The sequence below is a fragment of the Pseudoalteromonas sp. NS-SX12 genome, assembly GCF_057367955.1.
On the sequence record NZ_CM170634.1, the window covers coordinates 2911206 to 2935787 of the forward strand.

Genomic DNA, 24582 nt, shown 5'->3' on the forward strand with positions numbered 1-24582 from the left:
CTTTATCTCCTAGAAAAAGCTCCAAGGGGTGCGTAATCGCCTACGCTGCGACTTGGTATTGCTGCTTTGAACTTTGATTTTCGCACTGGCAATTTGTTTGCCAGTTTTCCGATTGACCAAGGAGTATACTGTGCCAAACTGAACGTCAGCTTTATAACTAAAACGCCCTTCAGTGGCATTTTGCCAACATTTTAAGGGTGTTTGATCGCGTAAAATGCAAACATCCTCTGCTTTTTTTATCTGCCATTCAAAGTTAACCTCAACCTGACACACATCATCACTGTTTTGCACCATGCACACCGCAGGAGCTAACTGAAAATGCGCTTTTTGCTGTGCAGCAACGCCCGCACTGTTAAATGCGCACAATATAAAAAACAGACAGTATCTAAAAAACATGGGTCACCCCAGTAAATACTGTCACGCTTTGATTACTCGAAAATAAAGGACTATCACTAAGCGAACCATAATAGTGGTATTTTACTTTTGCTAACAAACCAAAATGTTGATTAATTTGCCTATGCCAACTTAGTTCTACGTGAGGCAACCAGGCAGCATTTTGCTGAAACGTAATGCCAACCTGATCGTCGGCTTGAATACCATAATAATAATCTGCGAGTTTGTGAGATAAATAATCAAGCCCCAAACGCACACTCAATAATCCAGATTGTGTTTGCCAGCCTTTACTTAAGCTTAATGCAACGCGCTGACCTTTGTGTACATTAGAAATATCGTGCAAAACACTGGCTGAAAAGCGCCAAGTATCGGCAATATACTGATAATTCACACCACCATCTAATGCCCACTTAGGGCTATTTATTTCTGAAATAGAGATCCGTTCAGAATTTGCAGGTTCCGTGAATGCGTTTCGAGCAATAAATACATTGGCGGGGTGCCATGTCACAAAAAAGCGATTTTCTGGATTGAACTCGGAGATAAGATTAAATACATGCCGGTTGTGTTCAGATAAGGTAAAACCAAGTTGACCGTTATCAAAGTAAACACGTTCACCATAGTATGCAATATCGGGGATCACAATTAACGGTAAATTATCACCATCAGTGAGTGGATTTGTAATTGTGCCAAAACCTAATGCTACACCAAGTCGTAATTGACTTAGTTCGATTGCATTTTCGCTTTGCTGAGCACAACTTCCCCAACTAAAAAACAATATAATTATGCAAACTATATGCTTCAATATTCAAAATTCTCCGAGAAATTACGCGCACTTTACCAATCCGAACAAATCCTGCAACAAAAATTACAATTACTTACAAGCTTCGTCGTAAAACACACAAATATTCACCCATTTTCATTAGAGATAAAAGCGTTTTGTTTAAAAATAACTCACTAACCTTTAGAGCGTGTTACTTAAGCAGCTGCCAAATTGCATTCATAATAGGTTGCTGTAAGTGCGCCTTTTTAGTCACCAAGCCAACATCAAATGCAGGTACCGGATCCGGCATCGACAAAATCTGAACTTTATCTTTTATTGGACTATTATCGACAACAACTTTCGGAATAAGTGCCACACCAAAGCCTAAACTCACCATAGAAACGGCTGCCTCATTACCTGCTACTTTGGAGTAAATTAACGGATTAATACCATTTTTCTGCCACCAGTCGGCTAAGCGCTTACGACTTAACCCTTGGTCCGGCACAATAAAAGGTAATTTTTGCCAAGGTATATCAACTCGCTCACTAATTGCATCATTGATTACGGTGCCTAAAGGTCCATCATCATTTGGCGCTATAAATACTAATGGAGATGAGCCAAGTGAGAAAAACGCAAGGCTATCGTGCAGCTTATCGGGTCTTGCGGCAATAGCCATATCCTCAAAGCCTTTCATTACCCGCTCAATGGCTAGTGCTGGGTCACCTGTATTTAATTTTACTTCAATGTGTGGATGCGCCAGTCTCACTTTTTTGAGCAAGTCATACAAAAAACTATACGTTGCGGTAACAGAGCTGAATAACTTCACTTCACCCGATAGCGCCTCCCCTGCTTCATTGAGTGATGCGCGAAACATCTGCCATTCGCTAATCGTGGCTCTGGCATAACGGACAAATGCTTCACCTTGCTTAGTTAACGACACACTGCGCTTATTGCGATTAAAAAGAATAGCTCCAACTTCGTCTTCTAGTTGTTTTATATTGCGGCTGAGCGTTGGCGCGCTGACATTCGCCAGTTCACTCGCTTTTGCAAAGTGCAATTGCTCTGCCAGCACCAAAAATAATTGCAGACGTTTGATATCCATTGAAAAACTTATATTTCATTTTTTGTAATACAATAGTTCAAATATATCATTTTACGCAATTAAAAATTTCTTTTATGGTTAAATCAATGCTGCAAAAGGCAGCGATTTTTTTATTTAGGAATGAGACATGGCAACGAATTATTTTAACAGTTTACCGTTACGCGAGCAGCTTGCGCAGCTTGCTCAATGTGAGTTTATGGACCCATCTGAATTTGTCGATGGCGTTGATGCGTTAGTCGGTAAAAAATTGGTTGTAGTTGGCTGTGGCGCACAAGGACTTAACCAAGGCTTAAACTTACGCGATTCCGGTCTTGATGTATCTTACGCATTACGCGAATCAGCGATTGCTGAAAAACGCCAATCTTACCTTAACGCCACCGATAATGGTTTTGTTGTAGGCACATACGAAGAACTTATCCCAGATGCTGACTTAGTACTTAACTTAACGCCTGACAAACAACATACCAGCGTAGTAGAAGCAGTAATGCCACTAATGAAGCATGGTGCAACACTTGCTTATTCGCATGGCTTCAATATTGTTGAGGAAGGCATGCAAGTACGTGATGACATTACCGTAATTATGGTTGCACCTAAGTGTCCAGGTACTGAAGTACGCGAAGAATATAAGCGTGGCTTTGGTGTACCAACGCTTATCGCAGTGCACCCTGAAAATGATCCAGAAGGTAAAGGCTTAGCGCAAGCTAAAGCTTATGCTGCAGGTACCGGTGGTCATCGTGCAGGTGTGTTACTTTCGTCATTTGTTGCGGAAGTAAAATCAGATCTTATGGGCGAGCAAACTATTTTATGTGGCATGCTACAAACAGGTTCACTACTGTGTTTCGATAAAATGGTTGAGCAAGGTATTGATGCGGCATACGCTTCTAAGTTACTGCAATATGGCTGGGAAGTGATCACTGAAGCACTCAAGTACGGTGGTGTAACTAACATGTTAGACCGCCTATCAAACCCTGCAAAAATCAAAGCGTTTGACTTATCTGAAGAACTAAAAGTAATTATGCGTCCGCTTTATAACAAGCATATGGACGACATTATGAGTGGTGAATTTTCATCAGGTATGATGGCAGACTGGGCGGAAGATGACGCTAAATTACTAGGCTGGCGCAAGGAAACCGGCGAAACGGCCTTTGAAAAGCAAGCAAATACCAGTGATGAGATCACTGAGCAAGAGTTCTTTGATAAAGGCATTCTAATGGTTGCTATGGTGAAAGCAGGTGTTGAACTTGCGTTTGAAACCATGACAGCTGCAGGCATTAAAGACGAATCAGCATACTATGAGTCACTGCATGAAACACCGTTAATTGCCAATACAATTGCGCGTAAGAAACTCTATGAAATGAATGCAACCATTTCAGACACGGCAGAATACGGTTGTTACTTATATAACCATGCCTGCTTACCATTATTAAAAGACTTTATGACCACAGTTAACACAGACGTAATCGGTAAAGGACTATCTCCAACCGATAACCGCGTAGAGAATGCACGTCTGATTGAAGTAAACAAAGCGCTTCGCACACACCCAGTAGAGGTGATTGGTGAAACACTGCGTGGTTATATGTCAGCAATGAAACCAATTATTTAAGGTAAACCCTGAGTAAACTGCCCGCTTAAGCGGGCTTTTTTTTGCCTTATTTCTGGGTTAATGTAGCGCAAACAAATAAAGGGGCCAATCAAATGGAACATGCACAACCTGGTATCTTCGATGACAATAATAGGCATAGCTACTTTTTAGAATATGTCATTACTAACCGAGATGCAGACACCATTAACGCACTAAAAAATGCATTAAGAAATATTAGCGATAATCTCAATTGTAGTTCAGTTATCGCATTTGGCAGACGCCTTTGGCAACATTTAGACAACCAAGCTGAAGCGCTTGAATTTACTGATTTTGCAACGCTTTCAGGGCCGTTTGGTCACACTGCGCCCGCCACCCAACACGATTTATTAATTTGGTTGCACGGTGATGATTTGGATGGTGTGTTTGACGCGATGCAATTATGCCAATCACAGTTAAACGGCGTCGCTATCTTAGCGCTTGAGTGCCCAGGGTTTCGATACAAAGACAATCGTGATCTCACCGGCTTTGTCGATGGCAGTGCAAATCCAAAAGATTTAGCAGCAAAAGCAGACGCAGCACTACTGCCAACGTCACATTCTCATCAGCAAGGCAGCTTTGTTTTAACGCAAAAATGGGTGCATGACCTTAGTGAATTTGAAAAACTGCCCGTTACCGTCCAAGAAAAAATAGTGGGTCGCACAAAACCAGATTCCATCGAACTTGAAGGCGATGATATGCCAAAAGATTCGCATGTATCGCGTACCGACGTGAAAGTAGATAATGTGGCCATGAAACTCTATCGCCGCAGTGTGCCATTTGGAAACGCAAACGAAAAAGGCCTCTACTTTTTAGGCTTTGCCTGTGAACAACAACGCTTTCAAATTCAACTCGAACGCATGTTTGGCCTAACCCAAGATGGTATTTATGACAAACTGATCGATTACTCAAAAGCAGTTAACAGCGCATATTGGTTTGCGCCGTCACAAACACAATTAACACAGATTGTGACGACATAAGCTGTAACAATTTAAACAAGCAAATTGCGCATATTTTATCTATCTTTAACAGTAAGTATGGTGTTCAAAGAGGTTCAATATGCGCATCTTGATTTGCTTAATTTCAGTGTTAATTTTGGCGGCATGTAACAGCACACCAAAAGCCATTTCACCGCCAAATCAACTTATCAACGACACGCAATTTACGCGTATTCCTGTTGAAACCAAAAAAGACGTCTTCAGTTTATCTGACAATACCAAAGCCCTTATCGAACAAGCCGTATCACGCGATATTGATAAACGTGTTGTGACCCGCTCACTGGTTGAATACATTTTCAGCCCACAAAATCAAAGCCTGAACTACCTTTCGGGTGCAACCCTTACCGCAGAAGATACATTCAACAACAATAATGCCAACTGCCTCTCGCTGTCGATTATGGCCTACAGCATGTCTAAACACCTTGGCTTGGCGTCGCGTTTTCAGCAAGTGTATATTCCTGAATACTGGGCGAGTGAAAATGGCTACAGCTTGCTCACTGGGCACGTTAATTTACGTGTTTTGCGCCCAAGTGCCAGTGATGTTGCGCTTACCTCAACCATTTACGATACCACAGGTGATCTCATAATCGATTTCAACCCTAGTAGTTTGCGTCACAAATTTCGTTCTAAAATTATTAGCGAAGACGTAATCTTAGCGATGTTTTACAACAACAAAGGGGCTGCAGCGATGATTAATGGCGAACACCACCTCGCCTATTCCTATTTTAGTGCAGCAATCGAAAGTGCTCCCAACTACGGCTCTACCTACGGCAATTTAGGCGTGCTTTATCGCATTAATAATCAGTTTGATAAGGCAGAACTCGCCTACAACCACGCGCTTTCTCTCGATAATGATAACAATACTGCCAAGGGTAATTTAGCTCGCTTATATGAACTAACAGGACGTAGCCTTGAGGCCCAAAATATTCGGATTGCACTTGAACGCAAACGCAGCAAAAACCCCTATTATGCGATTGCTAAAGGCAACGAAGCGCTTTATCAAAATGACTACCGAACCGCCATCAGCTTTTTTAAAAGAGCAATTAAACTCGACCGCGAAATTCACGAAAGTCACTTTGGCTTAGCTAAGGCATACTTTATGATTGGCGATATCGACAAAGCGCTAAGCGAGTTACAACAAGCCGAAAAACATGCCTATTTTGACAGCGAAAAACGCCGTTATCGAGGCAAAATAATGTCATTAAGTGCGCAGTTATTGAGATGATACACGCACTTTTCTTCGCTTTATCACTGAGTGTAACAACGCAAGATACACTTAAGGCCCACAGTCATTTACAAATACTCAGCCATGACCAACTTGCGGGGCGAAAAACAGGCACGCTGCACGCCAGCATTGCAGCAGACTATATTGCAAAACAATTTCAAAATGCGGGGCTCTCCCCCGTATTTACCAATTACAAAGTGCCGTTTCGCTACAGCAGTGGCTTTTTTGGTGAAAAAGAAGCACACAATGTGCTTGCAGCCAGCGAACAAATTGCCAACAGGCCAACGGTAGTAATCTCTGCGCACTTTGACCATTTAGGTACTAAAGGAAGACACATTTATAATGGCGCCGACGACAATGCTAGCGGTGTTGCTGCGTTAATTACATTGGCGTCACTTATCGCCAAACAACCCAATAGAAAACTTAACTACCTTTTTCTCGCAACTGATGCAGAAGAGTCAGGCTTATTTGGCGCTCGCGAATTTATCAAGGCTTCACCCATCCCTCTGTCAAATGTACTAATCAATATTAACTTAGATATGCTTGGAGTGAGCAAGCGTAACAAACTACTTGGCCTTTATAATGCGCCATCTAAGGCGTTTATTGAATCACTTCGCACAAACATTTGGCATAAAGACAGCGAGGTAAAATTCACAAGAGGTAATGGCTTTTATAATCGAACAATTAAAAATCAACGCAGACGCATACTTGATGCTGGCGACCACCGCGAATTTCATCGCAAGCGCATTGCTATTTTGTATTTTGGCGTAGGTGAGCATAGCAATTATCATAGCCAACACGACACCTATGAAAATATTGATCATGCCTTTTTTGATGGCAGCTTACATAATATTGCTAAGGTCATTTCTCAATTGGATGCAAACTATCAGTTGCTAAGCAGGCGTTAACCCAGCTGATCTTTTGCTTTTTTGATAATTTTTTGACTTGATACTCTAACTTACTGGCGTCACTTTTGCTGCCCACTTGCCGCTCAAGTAGTAATTTTAACGGCCCCTTACCAATTAACGCTTTTGCTCCTTTGCCTGAGCTATGCTGGCAAAAGCGTCGTGCAACATCCGTTGTAATGCCGGTATACCAATGACCATAGCGGGTTTCAACTATGTAAATAAACCAAGTTGACTGTACATGACTTTGTTTGGTGGGACTTTCTAACTGCGACATAAAACAAACACTTGGGAACTTCATTGTAAAATTTAGGTCAAATTTACACTTTTATAACCTGATAGCAAGAGGTATCATGGTGCGATTAGTAGTAAGGATTAAAGTATTCAATGAAATGGTTTAAGTATATTTCGCTGTGCGCAGTGATCGTTTTTACCTCAGGTTGCTCATCTTGGCTATATAGAATGCCAATTCCACAAGGAAACTTTTTAGAGCAAAGCGATATTGATAAGCTACGTGTTGAAATGACACGTGAACAAGTACTCTATGTATTGGGTCAACCAATCGCAAAAGATGCATTTGATGAGAGCAATTGGTATTACTTATATCAATTTAACCCAGGCAGAGACAGCGAAGTGCGCAAAGAGCTTGTGGTTGAATTTGAAGGCGACAAACTAAAAGCGTTACGCGGTGATTATGAAACGCCAGAAACATTTAATACACCGCTAGAGCAATAAGTTAACACTTTATCTGACTTCAGATTAACGTAAAAAGTCATGCAATTGCATGACTTTTTTGTTTTTATGATTGGCGACGTCCTGAACGCCCGCCAGTAATCTTATTTGCCCTGCCCTCATCTTTCGCTTTTTCTGCACGGCGTCTGCGCGCTTCTTTCGGATCGGCAATTAATGGACGATAAATTTCGATTCGGTCACCATCTTTTACGGTTTGATGCAACTTACAGGTACGATTCCAAATACCTACCGCAAGCTTTGTTAAATCAATTTCAGGGCATTTTTCTAAAATGCCGCATTGCCCAATAACTTGTTCAACGCTTAAGTCGTCCTCAGTATTAAAGGTCACCGTTGTTGCGCTGTCAGGCAGTGCGTAAACTATTTCTATCGATTTCATTTATTTGTAAACCTGCTTCGCGCGCTGAGTAAATGCTTTTACCATATTATTTGCCACTTCATTAAATACTTTGCCAAATGCAAGTTCGACTAGCTTGTTGGTAAATTCAAAATTGAGTTCTAAGCTCACTTTACAAGCATGATCATCAAGCGCTGTAAACTTCCAACCACCCGCCAAGGTTTTAAACGGGCCATCAATCAGGCGCATATCAATCGCTTGACCCGCTTTTAATGTATTTTCTGTTGAAAACCATTTACGCATGCCAGCTTTCGAGATTTCTACTGATGCAGACATACACAACTCATTTTGGTTATGTACTTTTGCACCAGAGCAATTTGGCAAAAATTCAGGATATTTAGAAACATCATTAACTAAATCATACATTTGCTGCGCACTAAACATCACGAGCGCAGATCGACTAATTTGCGGCATATTCTCTCCAGATTTAACAACGCGAATTCTATCAAGGTTTGACGCAGAAACAAAAAATAACCCGTGTAATGGCAAAAAATAGTGTAAAACCATAGCGGATAAGTATAATGGCGGCATTATGGCAAAACACAAAAAACCAAAAGCACAAAGCAATACCATCGCGCTAAATAAAAAAGCGCGACACGAGTATTTGCTGCAAGATAAATTTGAAGCTGGTATGGAATTACAAGGCTGGGAAGTGAAAAGTATTCGCGCCGGCAAAGTAAATATTACCGAAACCTTTATTCAAGTTAAAAACGGCGAAGCTTACTTACATGCAAGCCAAATTACGCCTTTAATTCAAGCGTCTACACACGTTGTGTGCGATCCAATGCGACCGCGAAAACTGCTGCTCAATAAACGTGAAATAGATCGTTTAGTGGGTGCAGTAGAACGCGACGGTTTTTCTTTAATCGCCACTGCTATGTATTGGAAAAAATGCTGGGTTAAACTTGAATTCTGCCTTGCTAAAGGTAAGAAACTGCACGATAAACGTGCCGATAGTAAAGATAAAGATTGGGCTCGTGAAAAAGAACGTATGATGAAACATTCAGCACGTTAAACGCCCAGTAAATTATTAAAAACCACGCCTTTGCGTGGTTTTTTTATGCCAAATTTAAATCAACCTATATCGCCTCACACCTCACATACCTCTAGATAAGATTTCTCATCAAGCTATATCTTTTCACAAACAAAGTTACACTTTAGTTTTAGGGACAAAAGTAACCTTATTGTTAATTTGTGATTAACATGTTATTAATTTAAAAGGTTAATTCACGCTATGAATTTATCGTTTAATTTATAATAATCAAACAAGGAATGGTCCATGAAACGCGCTACAAAGTTTAAGCTTAACTCCTTAACCTCCGTTATTTCTGCGTCACTACTGTTTTCAACCTATACAGTTAATGCTGAACAAGAAAAGCAAGTCGAACGCATCGAGATCACCGGCTCTCATATAAAACGCACCGATCTTGAAGGCCCTTCACCTGTAACAAGTTTATCAGCTGATGATATTGCCAAAACAGGCGTTACCGACTTAATTGGCTTATTCGCGAAACTGCCAATTTCTGGCCAAGGTACATTTTCAACGCAAGCCAACAGCAGTGACGATACCGCAAATGGCGGCTCGAGTGTGTCATTACGTGGTTTAGGTGCTGACTCTACATTAATTTTAGTTAATGGCCGCCGCGTGTCGGTAAGCCCATTTGCAAAAGGCATTGATACTGCATTTGTTGATATTAACAATATCCCAATCGCCGCAATCAAACGTGTCGATATCCTAAAAGATGGCGCATCTGCTACTTATGGTTCTGATGCGATTGCTGGTGTAATTAACGTTATTTTACGTGATGACATCGACGGTGTAGAAATTAGCGCAAAATATGGCGACACCGCAGATGGCGGTGGTGAAGAAACAAACGTATCTGTGGTTTTTGGTAACACCACAGATAACAGCTCTCACACCTTTATTCTAGATTATTTTAACCGCGAAGAAGTGCTTTACGCAGACCGTAATTATAGTGCAACAGCCAATCAACGAGCACGCACGGGTGATGTGTACGCAGATGATTTTCGCTCTTCATCAGGTATTCCTGGCACTATCGCGCTAAAGTCTGATTCAACTAATCGTATGCCAGACACCTTTGGCAATGATGTGTGCGCGCCTGAGGATATAGTTACAAATTACTGTAGTTATGACTATGCGCCTTATATGACCATGTTCCCGCAAAATGAGCGCTTTAGCTTTAATTATTCAGGTCGTTACGATGTGAATGATACTTTCCGTGTTTTCACTGAGCTTAACGGTCAAAACTCAAAAACCATGATCCGCGGTGCTGGTAGCCCGAGCTTTAATGAATTGAATATGGATGCTGACAACATCAACCATCCATTTGCCAATATGCCTGATCATGAGTTTCATGGCCAAGATTTAACGATGCGTCGCCGCATGGTTGATATTGGCAACCGCGAAAAACGTGTTGATGCAGATTATTACCGTGCAATTCTAGGATTTGAAGGTGAGTGGGGCGATTGGGGCTATGAAGCTGCGTATTCTTACATTAAAAGCCAGTCGGTTGAACGCGGTGTAGACGGTTTCCCTAATAAAGTACGATTACAAGAAGCGATTGACTCTGGCGCATACAACCCATTTGAGCCGTCATCAAATGGCCAAGAGGTGTTAGATTATATTGAAACCACGACCACACGTATCGGTAAATCAACCAATAGAACATTCGACTTTAAAGTAAATGGCCCATTGGCAGAATTACCAGCAGGGGAACTGATGCTGGCTGTGGGTGCTGAATATCGTGAAGAGTCAATTAGCGATAACCCAGACGATCAATATCTACGTGGTCAAATTTTTGGTACTGAAGCGACACAGGCTAATGGCACACGCGACAATAGCTCGTTGTTTGCAGAAGTTGCCGTGCCGGTTATTGACGACTTAGAAGTACAACTGGCGGTACGTTACGAAGACTACAGTGACTTTGGTGATACCACTAATCCAAAGCTGTCGTTTTCTTGGCGCGCAATAGATAACCTTCTTTTACGCGGCTCTTGGGGTACGGCATTTAGAGCACCATCGCTACACCAACTTGGCCTTGGTCGAACGGATGAGTCCCCTACCTTGGTTGATAAGTATCGCTGTGACTTAGTTGGCCTTGGCTGTGACCCATTCGAGTACACTGCTATTTTTGAAGGTAACCCAGACTTAGGTCCTGAAGAGTCTGAAAGTTTTAACCTTGGTGTGGTGTACAATATTACCGATGATTTAAGCGTATCAGTTGATTACTACAGCTATGATATTGAAGATATTATCGACTCTGATACTCAGTTCATATTTACTACACAAGGCGGAAATCCAGACGTTGTAGAACGTATACCAACCGGCATTGCTAACGACCCGGGTGAAGTTGTTGTTATTTACGATACATTCCAAAATATTGGTGACTTAACCACATCAGGCCTTGATGTCGATGTGAAATACAATTTACCGACAGAAATTGGCGACTTTAAGTTCTCTTACGTGATGAATTATATGTTGGAGTATGAAGATAAGCGCCCTGATGGAAATGGTGGTCAGCGTATCGATACGGAAGCCGGTGACTTTGAACAACCTGAACTACGCTTCACTTTGAGTGCTGATTACGCAATAAATGATTTTACAACATCACTTGCGCTTAACTTTGTTGATTCATTTAAGCAAGATGATTCAGTCCGCGTGCAAGCAGCAAAAGATGCACAAGGTAACGAAATTGAAAATCAAACGGTTACGTTGTCTGATGTCGATGAATTTATTACGGTTGATGCAACCTTTAACTACCATGGTATCGAAAATACAACGCTCACATTAGGTATTACCAACCTGTTTAATGAAGAGCCGCCATTTACTTATAACGAGTTTATGGGTTTTGCGACCAATGTGCACAGTGGCCAAGGCCGCTTTATGTACTTACAAGCAAATTACAAGTTCTAAACACTAAAGCAAAAAAGCCCCGCAAGGGGCTTTTTATTGTTTGGCTTAGTTAATACATTAAATTAGAATGCAATCATCATCAAACTTGTGTTTGATACTAAACATGGTCACGTTGTTTTTTACACTCAAGCATTTCTTTCCAGTGCACAATTTCTTCATGTAGCTTTGGCGTTTCGCCATCAAAACCTGCTGCATCAAGCATTTCTTCAACGCTTACAATACCACCTTTTTTCTTAAATACACCTCGGACATAAGCAACGGCATGTAAGCCACGCTCTGATTTAAACGTTTGCTTAATATAAAAATACTTATGATCCCAGCCAACTAATTGTGTTGCCACAGTGAAAGTTTGCAGAGGTTTAATATCTTTAATGTAGGTAATTGCTGTGGCATTAACAATTGGAAACCAACGGCGCTTCATTACCACTGAAAATAACCCCAAACGCTCAGTCATCCAAGTACGCGCCAAATCCATAAAGGCAAGATAACGCGAATTAGTGAGGTGAAGGTTAATATCACAGTCGCTTGGTAGTGCTCGAAAATCAATTTCAACTTCATCTAACAAAGGTTGATAAAGTTTATTACGCTTTATCCGATAAAAGAGTAATAGTAATCTAAAATATAAATTCATTTGTCTTGAGTGGTCTTACCAGAAAAGTTTATTCTCTCAGGTTTAATAATAATCTCAAGTACAAAAAACAATACTTTAAGGGTTTTATGAAGTCGTATATCTCATTTATTATACTTATGTGCGTTAGCTTTCAGCTTATGGCGAGTTTTGAGTTACCTGGTAGCGGCACAGTTGTTTTCCCATCAGGTTTAAAGCAAGAATTTAGTTTTGGCTTTAAATGGGACAAACAAAATAAATTATTTACCATAGGTGATGAACAATATCCTATGGATCAAATGCCGGACTCTTATTCAATTGCACTTACGCTGGCAGGAGACGATCAGGCGGTTTTTGTACAGGAGTTTGCCAATGGTTATATATCTGAGTTTGAATGGCGATTAGGGCCGCATGTTATTAAGCTTGAAAAAAAGCGTTTAGAGTACCCTGTGCGTGGCGACTATATTCTGTGGATTGATCAATACAACTATTTTTTAAAAAATGGCAATCCCAGCGTCAAAATCGTATTTAATAAAGACGGTATTAACTACATTATTCCAAGTGGTATTACCAAAGACAACGGAAGACGACGTTAAGGCTAGTCACTTAAAGTAAACTAGCCCACCTACTTTAAACCATTACACCTTAATAGTTTTACGATTAATGCCATACTCACGTAGTTTGTTTGCAATTGCAGTGTGGCTTAAGCCTAAACGCTTCGCAAGTTGACGCGAACTTGGGTAAGCTGGATACAACTTTCTTAAAAGCGTCGATTCAAAGCGCTTCACCGCTTGGTCTAGCGTACCTTCAAAATCAGATTCAAGATATCCCAAATCATTGGTAAAACTAGGTAGCTGTAAATGCTCGATGCTTAAATTCTCATCATCAAGCAGTGAAATAGCTCGATATAGAGAGTTCTCTAATTGACGCACATTACCCGGCCACGGATATTGCTGTAAAAACGCGGTAATGGTGTCATCTAATACCGGCGACTTGCGCCCTAATTGATGCGAATAACGGCTAATAAAGTGCTCGGTTAACGGCACAATATCGGCTTTGCGATCTCTTAACGGCGCAAGCTCTAGGCTAAGTACATTAATGCGATAATAAAGATCTTCCCTAAAGCGCCCCTCTTGTACCATGCCTGGAATATCTTTTTGTGTTGCCGCTAAAATTCGTACATTAACTTTAACTTCATTTTCACTGCCAACACGTCTGAAAGTGCCGTCTTGTAAAAATCTCAGTAGTTTAGTTTGCAGTTGCGCCGACATTTCCCCGACTTCATCAAGAAATACTGTACCGCCGTCGGCTTGTTCTAATACACCGCGGCTTTCAGCATTCGGCAATGCACAGCCAAACAATTCAGACTCAGCCACATCATCAGGCAAGGATGCACACGATAACGTAACAAACGGCTTATTTGCGCGATTTGACGCATAATGACACGCTTTCGCCAACAACTCTTTACCTGTACCTGTTTCACCTGTGATTAAAATAGGTGCCTCTAACTGCGCCATTTTGCGTGCTTCACGCACTACTTTGCGCATTGCGCTGCTATGAGTATGAATCGTCGCAAAGCTCTCGTTGCCTTGTCGTCTAAAGGCACTCACCTGCTCCCCTAAACGGCTTTGCGATTTGATGTTAACTACCGCACCGACAAAAATCGTTTCATTTTCTGCGTCAGGCACTGAAATTGGCAAGATATCGGCAATAAAATCTTCACCATTCACTTCAACACGCGTTGTTTGCGCAAGCACTTCAGCGCTTTCTAACCAACGTGTAAAGTTAAACCCTTTGAGTTGGGTATTAATATGCTGACCAATAACCTCTGTACTTGATGTATTTAAATCGCGACAAGCTGAATCGTTACATTGGCGCACAATACCTTTTACATCAATAGAAATAACCCCATCGGGTAATGCACTTAATAAAGTGGTAAGTTCATTATGCTCTCGCTCAGAAGGTAAAAATGCGGTTGTTCTTACATCTTCTACACCTTGAATTAAACGAATTTCAGGCATAATTTTCTGAAACTGTTCAAACTCAATTGGCGGAAAAGAGACATACATCCGACAGTTAACTGAATCAACTTCAATACCTTTTAAGTCAACTTGGTAACTTACTAAAATATTGAGTATTTCCTGCGCGATACCAATTCGGTCCGCACAATGGATCTCTAAGCGCATAATTTCCCCATTACCAGCTTAAGCACAATATTTTGATAATACTGAAAAAACCAAAGATTGGAAGAAAATTTGTAAACATAAATGAACAAAAAAGCTATAACCCATAACTATTCATTCAAATCAAAAAAGGGAGCAAACGCTCCCTATTTAATTTACTCGAGTTCAGATTATTTAGTATCCTGGGTAAACCATCCATTCACCATCATCGAGTTGAATATATGGCTTACCATTAAACATCTGCATTCGTGTACCCGAGTTCTCACCCACCATAGGTGTTTTCGGTAAATCAGCGGCTAACATGCCAAGATCTAAGGTGCCGCTAAAGATGTTTTGTCGCGTTGCGCGGGCGATTAGCTCTGAAATAGCCAGATAACTAGACGGCTCAGAAATCACTTTTTGTGCACTATTTGGTTTGGCATTTGGCCCGATAAACTTAACGCCCACCGGAATATCGAGAATTGCTGGGCTAGGAATATCACGCATACCTGCAATTTGCATTTTATCGCCCGCCAGTGATGCACCGTGCTCTGGTACCATAACCACCATATAGTTACGACCGCTTTGTTCTAAACGCGTAAAGAATTGGTTAAATTGCTTAAATAAGATTTCTGTACGCGTGCCGTAGCTTTTTAAACTGCTGCCAAACTTACTGCGTCCTTCAATCACATTACCATCGTGCAAACTAATGGTGTTGTAGTAAAGTGCCGCACGTGGCTTGTTTGAGGTTAGCCTTGATTTAAGCCACTTATTTAATACCTGACCATCATCGAAAATAGGTGTACCATCAAACGAGCGCTGTGCAATTTTAACACCTTGTAACGACTGCAGTTTTGCATCAACACGCCCTTGGCTTTCCACCATACCAAGGAAATTATCAAAATTACCATTGTGGTTCATAGCAAAGTCGTTATCAAAACCCAGCGACTTTAAGTTCTCAAACAAGTAACACTGCTTATTTGCATCTGAATATAAGCCCTGGTGAGATGTTTGCCCACAGCTTGCTTTTAATAAACGAATGCCTGCAGGTCCACTGTACGACGTAGCCGAGCTGAAGTTATCAAACAGTAAATCAAACTGATTAAACAAAGGGTGCTTACTAAGGTTCACTCGCTCTAAATCGTCCCAGCCAAGTGAACACACGTTGAGTAGCACAATATCAAAGTCGCCACCTTGGTTAGATGTTGGGAATTCAGTTTTTAAGCGCGCTTGTTGTTGATAAAACGCCGACATTGCTTGTTCGGGGTTTAAAGAGGTGCTTTGTACATTTTGTTGCGTTGCTTGCCCACTATTTTGTACGTAAGTTGGCGCGGGTTGCATACTCTCTTGGCTGGCAAAAAATTGTAATGCACCAATATATAAAATACCCACGATACTCACCGTGGTAAAACGAACCCAATTTACCAAATAAATATAAACAATAACCAAGACCAACGCCATGGCGACGAACTGCCACGACAAAAAGCGCGACAACAACTCGATAAGGTATGGCAAACTAAAATCACTAAGCAGATCACCACTTTCAAGTAAGCGACTAAGCGGTGGCAAGTAAGAGTCATAATGCAATAAAAATAATGCGACAAATGCCCCGATAATTTGTTTGGCCTTAATCAACAAAGAATGCTTGAACGGTAATAAAAGAAACGCAATAAACGCAATATTTTCCAGTACATGCAAATCGATAACATCTGAAAAAAATAAGCCTAGCTTAACTAAAAAATATAAATTCCAAAGCCCTAGTGCGTCATAACGCAACGGATCTTTATCTGGGTGTGCAATGCTCATTGATTATTCTTTTTCCTGCGGCTTATATGGATGAATCGCTTTATGTTTAAACGTCCACGCTTTGTACAGCTTAGTAACAAAATGCTTAAGCTCTTTTGAAAACTGTGCGATTGCAATACCTATCACAATGCCAAAAATAAACGCCAAAATAATATAAGTTAAGTACATTAATTATTTTCCAGAAGCTTAAGAGGATGTGCTTTACAAGGCTTACGACTTGGAAAGCGGTTTATATCGTGTACAACAGCAGTACGTCCTGATGTACTCATTGCAAGTGGCACTTGCTCTACCGCAGATTCAAGTAACTGTACGGAGAAATCTTCCAATTCTTTGTTGTCGTCGGCGTGTTTAAGCTCGCGGCAAACTTGTTCTATGTATAAGTCTTGCGAATAAATGCTATGAGCGACAAAGAACTCACTGATTGCTAATCTGAATAATCGCTCAATGGCGTTATCCACATCATTTTCTCGGCAAGCATGCAAATAAAGCAAAACTTGCGACTGATTCGCAGTAAAAATATCACCGTTACGTTTTACAGAAAAAAGACGTAATGCATCAATTGGCTCGACACCTTTAATCAAATCCAAGATCACCAAAACGCCACTAATTCCCGTCGATAAGCTGGCTTCACGTTGCAGTTTCACGGCATCAACAAAGCTATTTGGTGTTAAATACCCTTTTGCTTCCACCCCTTTAGCATGAGCCAGTACTGCTTTGTAATCTTTTGGCAGCGTACGCACAAACTTAACGCCTTGCAAAGCTTGCACCTGCGACATCAAACGTGAAATATCTGTGGTTGTGTGCAAGATTAAATTAACGCCTAAGGTTAAAAATACACACTCATCGTGGTGACGTAACACGCCATCTTTGTTTTTAATTACAATTTTTAGCCAAGGCCCGCAAACATCTCGTAATTCATAGCAAAGTGCAGCAAGTTCCGTCTTTTTAACATTATGGGACGCACACAAAACCACTGTTGCAGCTTTATTTTCGCTAGCATGTTCGGCTACGCTTTGGTTATCGTCGCATATTAAATAATGTGGCGGTAATTTTGTCTCGCTAGGCAGCAACTCTTTGCTAATAAAAACCTGTTCTAAATTTTGATAAACAGGTTCAACATTCGCTTCATTTTGAACGTTTAGCTCGGCCAATACCGGTTGTTCAAAAAACAACTGATAACTTATCTGGCTTACCACCCCTTTTTCACTGCGCCAAAAATCAAAGTACAAGTTGTGGTTCATTAAATGGCTATTAAGATGGGCAACACCGTCAATTAGTTTGCTGTGAGCTAAAAAAGTGGGCGCTTTTTGTTGCGCTGTTTTCCCTGTAAACAAAAAAATCAGGCTAATATTGTAGCGTTCAGCTATAGATTGCGTTTTATGCAATAGTTTTTTAACTAATTTAGCTTCAAAGTGGTTAGCTAAATCTTCGGAAAAGTGAATAATTAAATGCGCACCGCGAAAGCCAGAATAATAACTTAGCTCTTCAATTGTTTGTGAAATAAACTGAGTGCTGTTTTCGATAAAAAAAGATGTGTCTAAGGCAAAAAGTTGCGCTTTTTTTAGTTGCGGCCATTTATCAGATTTAGCAGAAAATCGCTCCGGGTCTTGCGATATTACAAAGCTTTTACTTTGTTCATTTATTGAGCTCAAGGCAAGCTCAATACCTGCTTCTTCGCTGTTGGCGAAAAGCGCGTATGTCGCTGCTTTAAAAATAAGCCCATGATCGCTCTGAATACCCAAAAAGTTCAATTTATGCACATTTAACCCACTTTTGCTCTATAAGCGCATTATTAATACATAACGCTACGCTCTAAAAAAGTAATACTTTCTATTTAGATGAAAATATGATTTTATATACAATCATTTAGCCAAGTCCAGCGCCATTGTTGAGAAAAGTGCTAAATTTTAGTTTGCTCAAGCCGATAACAATAAGTTCAAATTGTTTCAAGCTCGCAAAATTAAAGGCCTACAAGGAAAAAACACGTTATTTTGTCTCAAATGCTGCGTAATAGAGTGTAATAGTTTAGCCCAATCTAACCGACTAATAATATAGAAGCTTTAACTTAAGAGGTTAATATTGTGACTAATAATCAAAACGCTGAAACCATAGAAAATGCGTACCATGCGCACGATATTTCTAAGTTGGAAACAAAAAGCAAAATTGCTGTCGCCGATTATGTTGAGATTACAGAAAAGCAAAAAGAAATGAAAATCATTGCTAAGTATGATCTTTTTAGCGAAATCGAAGAAATTTAATAATTATACGTTTTAACAAAGCCCATTTTGTATGAATCGAGTATTTTTTAAAGGCATGAAAGGTGGTACGGGAAGTACATCCATTATTGCCAATATAGCAACACTGTTATCTCAAAGCCATCACGACGTGTTGTGTATTGACCTTGATTCTAAAAATGAACTGTGTCTGCACCTTGGCCACGAGTGGCAAAACCAAACTGGCTGGACAAATAAAATAGCGGATGCCGAATCTAGTTGGGCTGATATTGCGTTTATCAATGAAGATAACGTTAAATATGTGCCTTATGGCTCTGAACTTGCCAATAATTTTTCATATAATACGCTGTTAAATCAGTCAAAACGTTTGGATATCGACCACAACAGTTGGTTGCTGTTTGACGTACCAAGCCATATGTCACTCGATGACTTAGCCCTTGATGACAGCGATATCGTTATCAATGTAGTGACCTGCGATCCTGCGTGTTATAGCCAAATTAAAAAAGGTAACACACATAACCAAGCGTATTACTTAATTAATCGCTTTAATGCCAGTAACCCGCTTGAACTCGATGTATATCAAATTTGGCGTGCAAATTTAAAGCAATTAGCGCCGTTTTTTATTCATTTTGATAGCGCGGTACCTGAGGCACTTGCAGCAAAAAATGTGCTTATTAACACTTCACCACTCAGTGTAGTAAAAGAAGACTTTCACGCACTCGCAAGCTGGTTAAATAACAAACGTAAGAGCCTGTCGTAACACATATGAATACGTCTAGCCTCGTTAGCCCAAAGCACAATATTGGTAGAGTAAAGTCACGCTATCGCTTCTTTTTTGAAGAAAATAGTTACAGTGTATTTATGTCGCTGTTACTTACTATGGCTTACTTTGTTTTGCATGCCTTTATTAAATTAGAACGTATCGATTTTGATAATGCTTTTTATCGCTACTTTCCACAATTAAAACCGAACCGTTTTCGCCTTGGCGACCCAATCCGCTTTGTTATTCAGTTAACCTTTCTCACGCTAGTAAAGTTTAAACGTGATGGTAAACAAGCCGTTGAAAAAGAATCAAAGTATTCCATTTTTAAAATTTTGCCGCTATTTATCGACTGGGCAATGCGATTCGATAAATGGTTTACCCTACGCGTGCGGCAATCACTTAACAAAGAAATAAATGAAAATACCCAAACCGGATTTCAAAAATTAACCTCCGCCGATTTTTGGGAAAAACCTCATATCACTAGAATACTGCTTGCTGCGGTACTTTTTTTATTGGCGATATTTATTACGGTTCCTTTTTCCCTTGAAGCACAAGCGATTTTTATGAGTTTGATCTTATTTATCGCCTACTCATTGCGAGGTATAAAAGGGCCATTGCCGACTATTGTAATGATAACGTTGTCAATTACGACCTCTACTCGTTACATTTGGTGGCGTGTAAATGAAACGCTGAATTGGGGTGACCCTATAGCCTTGTTTTTAGGATTTGGCTTACTTGCCGCAGAAGCGTATGCCTGGTTTATTCTAATTTTGGGCTTTTTCCAAACCATGCGCCCGTTAAAACGTAAACCAGTTAAGCTTCCTAAGGACACCAGTAGTTGGCCTACCGTTGACGTTTACATTCCAACTTATAATGAGCCTTTAAGCGTTGTAAAACCAACGACTATCTCAGCGCTGGCGCTAGACTGGCCAGAAGACAAGCTAAATGTGTATATTCTTGACGATGGCAAACGAGACGAGTTTAAAGAATTCGCCGCTGAGATTGGTGTTGGCTATATTGTTCGTCCAAACAACTTTCACGCTAAAGCAGGTAACCTCAACCATGCAATGCGTTACACTGATGGTGAGTTAATTGCCATTTTCGACTGTGACCACGTACCTGTTCGTTCGTTCTTACAGATGACCATAGGTCAATTTGTCGAAGACCCTAAAATGTGTCTGGTGCAAACACCACACCATTTTTTCTCTGCCGACCCGTTTGAAAAAAACCTCGGTAATTTTGCCCAAACACCTAACGAAAACATGCTGTTTTACGGTCTAATTCAAGACGGAAACGACTTATGGGATGCGACCTTTTTCTGTGGTTCTTGTGCCGTAATTCGTCGCAGTGCAATTGAAGAAATTGGCGGCTTCGCGTTTGAAACAGTTACAGAAGATGCTCACACAGCACTTAAAATGCAACGTAAAGGCTATCGCACCGCATACATTAATATTCCACAAGCAGCCGGACTTGCTACTGACAGTTTGTCGACCCACGTGGGTCAGCGTATTCGCTGGGCACGGGGTATGGCGCAAATATTTAGGGTGGATAACCCCTTGCTTGGGCGCGGGCTCTCGTTAAGCCAACGTTTTTGTTATTTGAACGCGGCAATGCACTTTTTCTCTGGTATTCCACGAATCGTGTTTTTAACGGCTCCCTTGGCACTCATTTATTTTGACGCCTATATTATTTATGCGCCGTTTTTAGCAATTTTACTGTACGTGGTGCCTACCCTAATGCAGGTTAAAATTACCAACTCCCGAATCCAAGGTAAATGGCGCTATTCATTTTGGGGTGAAGTATATGAAGCTGTGCTTGCTTGGTACATTTTAAAGCCTACAACCGTGGCACTTTTTGCGCCTAACAAAGGTAAGTTTAACGTAACCGAAAAAGGTGGTTTAACCGATAAAGATTTCTATGATTGGGAAATCTCAAAACCATACCTTTTTCTCGCAACCATTAACTTGATTGGCTTAGTTGTTGGTGTTTTTCGCATATTTTTTGGCGACCCCGTTCAAATCGGCGTATTGTTAATCAGTATGGCATGGGCGCTGTACAACTTTATGATTTTAGGTGCGGCGATTGCGGTTGCGGCAGAAGCAAAACAAGTAAGGCGCTCTCACCGTATTACGGCGAACTTCCCCGCTGCGCTGCGCGATGCGAATGGCAGAACATACAAAGTACGCGTAACCGATTTTAGTGATGTTGGTGTAGGCGTACAGTTACCAGCTGATGATTTAATCAATGTGGAAACTGATGTTGACCTGATAATGTCACGTGGACGCCGACAGTTTTCATTTCCGTGTAAAGTGATTAACGCACGTAAAAATCGAGTTGGATTGATTTTAAGTAATCTGACACTAGAGCAAGAGAAAAACTATATTGAATCAACCTTTAGTCGCGCTGATGCGTGGCTCGGTTGGCAAGAGAATTTTACGCATGACCTTCCCTCTGAAAGTTTTAAGCATGTAAAACAAACCAGTATTCGTGGTTTTAAAAGCTTAATTCTTCATGCACCAGCGAAAGCAAAGAAATACATAACAAAGATTGGTAATATTTTAATTTTGGTTGGCTCATTTATGCCGCAAAAGCCAAAACTGGGAAATTTAAATTATGAAAGTGCTAACTAAAGTAGCAGGAAGCATATTGGCGCTCAGTTCGCTGTGTAGTATCAATGGCTACGCAACAACAAGCGACAACAATGCAACAGGCAACTTTGCCCGCAACGCAATCAAAATTGCTGAAAATAAAGACATATACAAACAAGGTTACCCTGAGGCAGGCCCTCAAAGTACCTTGTCTTATACATTTGAGCAATTAAACCGACCTGATATGCGTTTGCGCGGAGTGCAAGCAAGTCGTACGGTTGATTTTACTAACCGTGTTGATCACATTATTACCGATTTAAGTCTCGACTTTGCATTTACCAGTTCACCTGCATTGATCAAAGAGCTTTCCCATTTAAAGGTGTATTTAAATGAAGAAGTGATGGCGACAATTCCGGTCACTGACGCGAGCCCTGATAAAGTTAACGAAGGCATGCAGCGCCATAGCATTAAGCTTGAGCCTAAATTTGTTGAAGACTTCAACACCCTCAGATTTGAGTTAATTGGCCACTATACGCGTGAATGTGAAGACCCATTTCATTCCAGTATTTGGGCCGATATTAGTCGTACCAGTCGCATTACCTATACCGAGCAGCAATTACCATTTGAGAGCTTACTCGCTCAGTTCCCAGAACCGTTTTTTGATGAACGTGATTACGCTCAATTAACACTGCCGTTTGTATTTAACGAAACGCCAGATAACACAACCTTGCACGCTGCAAGTATTTTAAGCTCATGGTTTGGCGCAAAGGCAAACTGGCGTGGTGCAAAATTCCCAGTTAACTACAATGCACTACCAAGTTCACACAGTGTTGTTTTTGCAACCAATGATAATCGCCCTGATTTCTTAGCGGATTACCCAGGCGTTGATGGTCCAGTTGTTGAAGTAATTGCAAACCCAGAGCATCGTTACCAAAAACTCTTGTTGATCTTAGGCCGTAATAGTGATGACTTAAAAGTTGCAGCGGAAGGCCTAGCATTAGGCTTGCCAATGATGACTGGTCGCAGTGCAAAGATTAACAAAGTTGAATACATTGAGCCGCGTAAAGCTTACGACGCACCGCGTTGGATCCGCTCAGATCGCCCGGTTCGTTTTGGCGAATTGGTCGAGTATAAAAATCAACTGCAAGCTGTTGGCTACAGTGCACCACCAGTAAAACTAGATGTACGTGTTGCGCCTGATTTATTCACTTGGTACACCGACGGCTTACCAATCGAATTAAAATACCGCTATACACCACCTACAGATAAAGGTGTATCACGTCTTAATATGTCGATTAACCAAGAGTATGTGCAAGGTTACAAACTCGACCCGAATGAGTACTCAACGTTAGTCGATGAAGATATTCGTATTCCACTGCTATCGACCGATGATACCGATAAAGAACGTTACTTTACCGTACCCGGTTTTAAAGTAGATATTAAAAATGACGTAGCCTTTGAGTTCTTATTCTCAACTGAAAAAGAAGGGTTTTGTCAGACTACCGCACCTGAAGGCACCATAGGCGCAATTGATGAGAACTCAACAATTGATGTCTCTGATTATCACCATTATATTGCGATGCCTAATTTGCATGCTTACGCACAAGGTGGTTTTCCATTTACCAAGTTTGCAGATTTAAGCGAAACCTTAATTGTTTTACCTGAATCACCTAACCGTGATGAGGTCGAAACCTTGCTTACTGCAACAGGTCACTTAGGGCAAACAACGGGTTACCCATCTCTAAAAGCAACGATCCTCACCGATAACGGTGCAGACATTGATTTTGACGATAAAGATATCTTGCTCATTGGCTCGCAAACAGGTGCAGATAGTTTTGCTCAAAACGAGCATATGTCGGTGCTGATTAATCACTCTCTACGTGAAATAAAACAAGCAATTTATGAAACTCAGCCGTACAAGTACGCGAAGAGTAATGAAGATGCCTCAACGCACGTTTCACTTGAGAGTTATGGTTCACTTGCAGCCATTGCAGGATTCCAATCGCCGTTTAACGACGAGCGCAGTGTAGTATCAATTATGGCCGCAACCAGTAATGATTTGGGGCTTATCAACAGCACCTTAATTGATGGCGCTAAATTAATTCAAGTGCAAGGCACTGCAACAATTATAAACCCATATAAAGTGCATCAATCGCATTTAGGTGAGCGCTACTATATTGGTTCGTTACCGCTGCACACACTTATTTGGTTCCACTTGTCGGATCATCCGCTGTTATTAGCATTTATGACGATTATTACATTACTTATTTTATCTGTTATCTTATGGCGTGTTCTCAATACTTTAGCGCGCAAACGTGTTGGTAATAAGGAAGACTAAAT

The 24582-nt window shown here is 40.9% G+C and carries 23 protein-coding genes; 12 read left to right on the forward strand and 11 right to left on the reverse strand.

Going from position 1 to position 24582, the window contains the following annotated elements:
* Nucleotides 1-9 precede the first annotated feature (9 nt).
* The 3 genes from AC2IOM_RS13555 to ilvY form a co-directional block, all read right to left on the reverse strand.
* Nucleotides 10-396 carry a DUF3019 domain-containing protein gene (locus AC2IOM_RS13555; RefSeq protein ID WP_486358651.1) on the reverse strand — a complete coding sequence of 129 codons (387 nt, stop codon included), beginning with the start codon at nucleotides 394-396 and terminating at the stop codon, nucleotides 10-12.
* A complete protein-coding gene (locus AC2IOM_RS13560; protein ID WP_486358652.1) occupies nucleotides 386-1168 on the reverse strand; it encodes a MipA/OmpV family protein in 783 nt (260 codons plus the stop codon). Before AC2IOM_RS13560 ends, AC2IOM_RS13555 begins: the two co-directional genes overlap by 11 nt.
* A gap of 196 nt (nucleotides 1169-1364) precedes the next feature.
* Nucleotides 1365-2255 carry an HTH-type transcriptional activator IlvY gene (gene ilvY / locus AC2IOM_RS13565; protein WP_105170643.1) on the reverse strand — a complete coding sequence of 297 codons (891 nt, stop codon included), beginning with the start codon at nucleotides 2253-2255 and terminating at the stop codon, nucleotides 1365-1367.
* A gap of 127 nt (nucleotides 2256-2382) precedes the next feature.
* On the opposite strand from ilvY, the gene ilvC reads away from it, so the two are divergent.
* The 4 genes from ilvC (at nucleotide 2383) to AC2IOM_RS13585 (ending at nucleotide 7004) form a co-directional block, all read left to right on the forward strand.
* A complete protein-coding gene (ilvC, locus tag AC2IOM_RS13570) occupies nucleotides 2383-3858 on the forward strand; it encodes a ketol-acid reductoisomerase (RefSeq protein ID WP_105170644.1) in 1476 nt (491 codons plus the stop codon).
* A gap of 92 nt (nucleotides 3859-3950) precedes the next feature.
* Nucleotides 3951-4853 (forward strand): Dyp-type peroxidase, encoded by a 903-nt coding sequence (locus tag AC2IOM_RS13575; protein ID WP_486358653.1) that lies wholly within the window; start codon nucleotides 3951-3953, stop codon nucleotides 4851-4853.
* A 79-nt stretch (nucleotides 4854-4932) separates the two neighbouring features.
* Nucleotides 4933-6096: a tetratricopeptide repeat protein gene (locus tag AC2IOM_RS13580; RefSeq protein WP_486358654.1), complete on the forward strand. Its 1164-nt coding sequence runs from the start codon at nucleotides 4933-4935 to the stop codon at nucleotides 6094-6096.
* Nucleotides 6093-7004: a M28 family peptidase gene (locus tag AC2IOM_RS13585; RefSeq protein ID WP_486358655.1), complete on the forward strand. Its 912-nt coding sequence runs from the start codon at nucleotides 6093-6095 to the stop codon at nucleotides 7002-7004. Before AC2IOM_RS13580 ends, AC2IOM_RS13585 begins: the two co-directional genes overlap by 4 nt.
* On the opposite strand, the gene AC2IOM_RS13590 is transcribed toward AC2IOM_RS13585, so the two are convergent.
* Nucleotides 6958-7278 (reverse strand): GIY-YIG nuclease family protein, encoded by a 321-nt coding sequence (locus AC2IOM_RS13590; protein ID WP_105170648.1) that lies wholly within the window; start codon nucleotides 7276-7278, stop codon nucleotides 6958-6960. The genes AC2IOM_RS13585 and AC2IOM_RS13590 overlap by 47 nt on opposite strands.
* A gap of 110 nt (nucleotides 7279-7388) precedes the next feature.
* Between AC2IOM_RS13590 and AC2IOM_RS13595 the strand changes: the two genes are divergently transcribed.
* Nucleotides 7389-7736: an outer membrane protein assembly factor BamE gene (locus AC2IOM_RS13595; RefSeq protein ID WP_010560512.1), complete on the forward strand. Its 348-nt coding sequence runs from the start codon at nucleotides 7389-7391 to the stop codon at nucleotides 7734-7736.
* 64 nt (nucleotides 7737-7800) lie between these two features.
* Here AC2IOM_RS13595 and AC2IOM_RS13600 read toward each other — a convergent pair whose 3' ends face one another.
* Both AC2IOM_RS13600 and AC2IOM_RS13605 read right to left on the reverse strand, forming a co-directional pair.
* Complete coding sequence (locus tag AC2IOM_RS13600; RefSeq protein ID WP_486358656.1) at nucleotides 7801-8130, reverse strand: RnfH family protein; 330 nt, start codon at nucleotides 8128-8130, stop codon at nucleotides 7801-7803.
* A complete protein-coding gene (locus tag AC2IOM_RS13605) occupies nucleotides 8131-8562 on the reverse strand; it encodes an SRPBCC family protein (protein ID WP_010560514.1) in 432 nt (143 codons plus the stop codon).
* Nucleotides 8563-8680: 118 nt separating this feature from the next.
* On the opposite strand from AC2IOM_RS13605, the gene smpB reads away from it, so the two are divergent.
* Both smpB and AC2IOM_RS13615 read left to right on the forward strand, forming a co-directional pair.
* Complete coding sequence (gene smpB / locus AC2IOM_RS13610; protein WP_010560515.1) at nucleotides 8681-9163, forward strand: SsrA-binding protein SmpB; 483 nt, start codon at nucleotides 8681-8683, stop codon at nucleotides 9161-9163.
* 264 nt (nucleotides 9164-9427) lie between these two features.
* Nucleotides 9428-12082, forward strand: a complete 2655-nt coding sequence (locus AC2IOM_RS13615) for a TonB-dependent receptor (protein WP_486358657.1) — start codon at nucleotides 9428-9430, stop codon at nucleotides 12080-12082.
* Nucleotides 12083-12179: 97 nt separating this feature from the next.
* Here the strand turns inward: AC2IOM_RS13615 and AC2IOM_RS13620 are convergent, their stop codons facing one another.
* Nucleotides 12180-12713 carry a thioesterase family protein gene (locus tag AC2IOM_RS13620; protein ID WP_105170651.1) on the reverse strand — a complete coding sequence of 178 codons (534 nt, stop codon included), beginning with the start codon at nucleotides 12711-12713 and terminating at the stop codon, nucleotides 12180-12182.
* 137 nt (nucleotides 12714-12850) lie between these two features.
* Between AC2IOM_RS13620 and AC2IOM_RS13625 the strand changes: the two genes are divergently transcribed.
* Nucleotides 12851-13285 carry a hypothetical protein gene (locus AC2IOM_RS13625; protein WP_486358658.1) on the forward strand — a complete coding sequence of 145 codons (435 nt, stop codon included), beginning with the start codon at nucleotides 12851-12853 and terminating at the stop codon, nucleotides 13283-13285.
* A gap of 42 nt (nucleotides 13286-13327) precedes the next feature.
* Here the strand turns inward: AC2IOM_RS13625 and tyrR are convergent, their stop codons facing one another.
* The 4 genes from tyrR to bcsE all read right to left on the reverse strand — a co-directional run bounded on the left by tyrR (nucleotide 13328) and on the right by bcsE (nucleotide 18417).
* Nucleotides 13328-14875, reverse strand: a complete 1548-nt coding sequence (gene tyrR / locus AC2IOM_RS13630) for a transcriptional regulator TyrR (protein WP_486358659.1) — start codon at nucleotides 14873-14875, stop codon at nucleotides 13328-13330.
* 171 nt (nucleotides 14876-15046) lie between these two features.
* Nucleotides 15047-16657, reverse strand: a complete 1611-nt coding sequence (bcsG, locus tag AC2IOM_RS13635; protein ID WP_486358660.1) for a cellulose biosynthesis protein BcsG — start codon at nucleotides 16655-16657, stop codon at nucleotides 15047-15049.
* A gap of 3 nt (nucleotides 16658-16660) precedes the next feature.
* Nucleotides 16661-16825 (reverse strand): hypothetical protein, encoded by a 165-nt coding sequence (locus AC2IOM_RS13640; protein ID WP_158523435.1) that lies wholly within the window; start codon nucleotides 16823-16825, stop codon nucleotides 16661-16663.
* Nucleotides 16825-18417: a cellulose biosynthesis protein BcsE gene (bcsE, locus tag AC2IOM_RS13645; protein ID WP_486358661.1), complete on the reverse strand. Its 1593-nt coding sequence runs from the start codon at nucleotides 18415-18417 to the stop codon at nucleotides 16825-16827. The genes AC2IOM_RS13640 and bcsE overlap by 1 nt, the downstream gene beginning before the upstream one ends.
* Nucleotides 18418-18738: 321 nt before the next feature.
* Here bcsE and AC2IOM_RS13650 point away from each other — a divergent pair, with 321 nt between their 5' ends.
* From AC2IOM_RS13650 to bcsB, 4 genes are read left to right on the forward strand one after another with little or no spacing between them, the layout of a single operon-like run.
* On the forward strand, nucleotides 18739-18915 hold the full coding sequence (locus AC2IOM_RS13650; RefSeq protein WP_158683308.1) for a hypothetical protein: 177 nt from the start codon (nucleotides 18739-18741) through the stop codon (nucleotides 18913-18915).
* A gap of 31 nt (nucleotides 18916-18946) precedes the next feature.
* On the forward strand, nucleotides 18947-19651 hold the full coding sequence (bcsQ, locus tag AC2IOM_RS13655) for a cellulose biosynthesis protein BcsQ (protein WP_105170655.1): 705 nt from the start codon (nucleotides 18947-18949) through the stop codon (nucleotides 19649-19651).
* 5 nt (nucleotides 19652-19656) lie between these two features.
* On the forward strand, nucleotides 19657-22284 hold the full coding sequence (bcsA, locus tag AC2IOM_RS13660; protein ID WP_486358662.1) for a UDP-forming cellulose synthase catalytic subunit: 2628 nt from the start codon (nucleotides 19657-19659) through the stop codon (nucleotides 22282-22284).
* Entirely contained in the window at nucleotides 22268-24580 is a 2313-nt protein-coding gene (bcsB, locus tag AC2IOM_RS13665) for a cellulose biosynthesis cyclic di-GMP-binding regulatory protein BcsB (RefSeq protein WP_486358663.1), read from the forward strand. The genes bcsA and bcsB overlap by 17 nt, the downstream gene beginning before the upstream one ends.
* Nucleotides 24581-24582 lie beyond the last annotated feature (2 nt).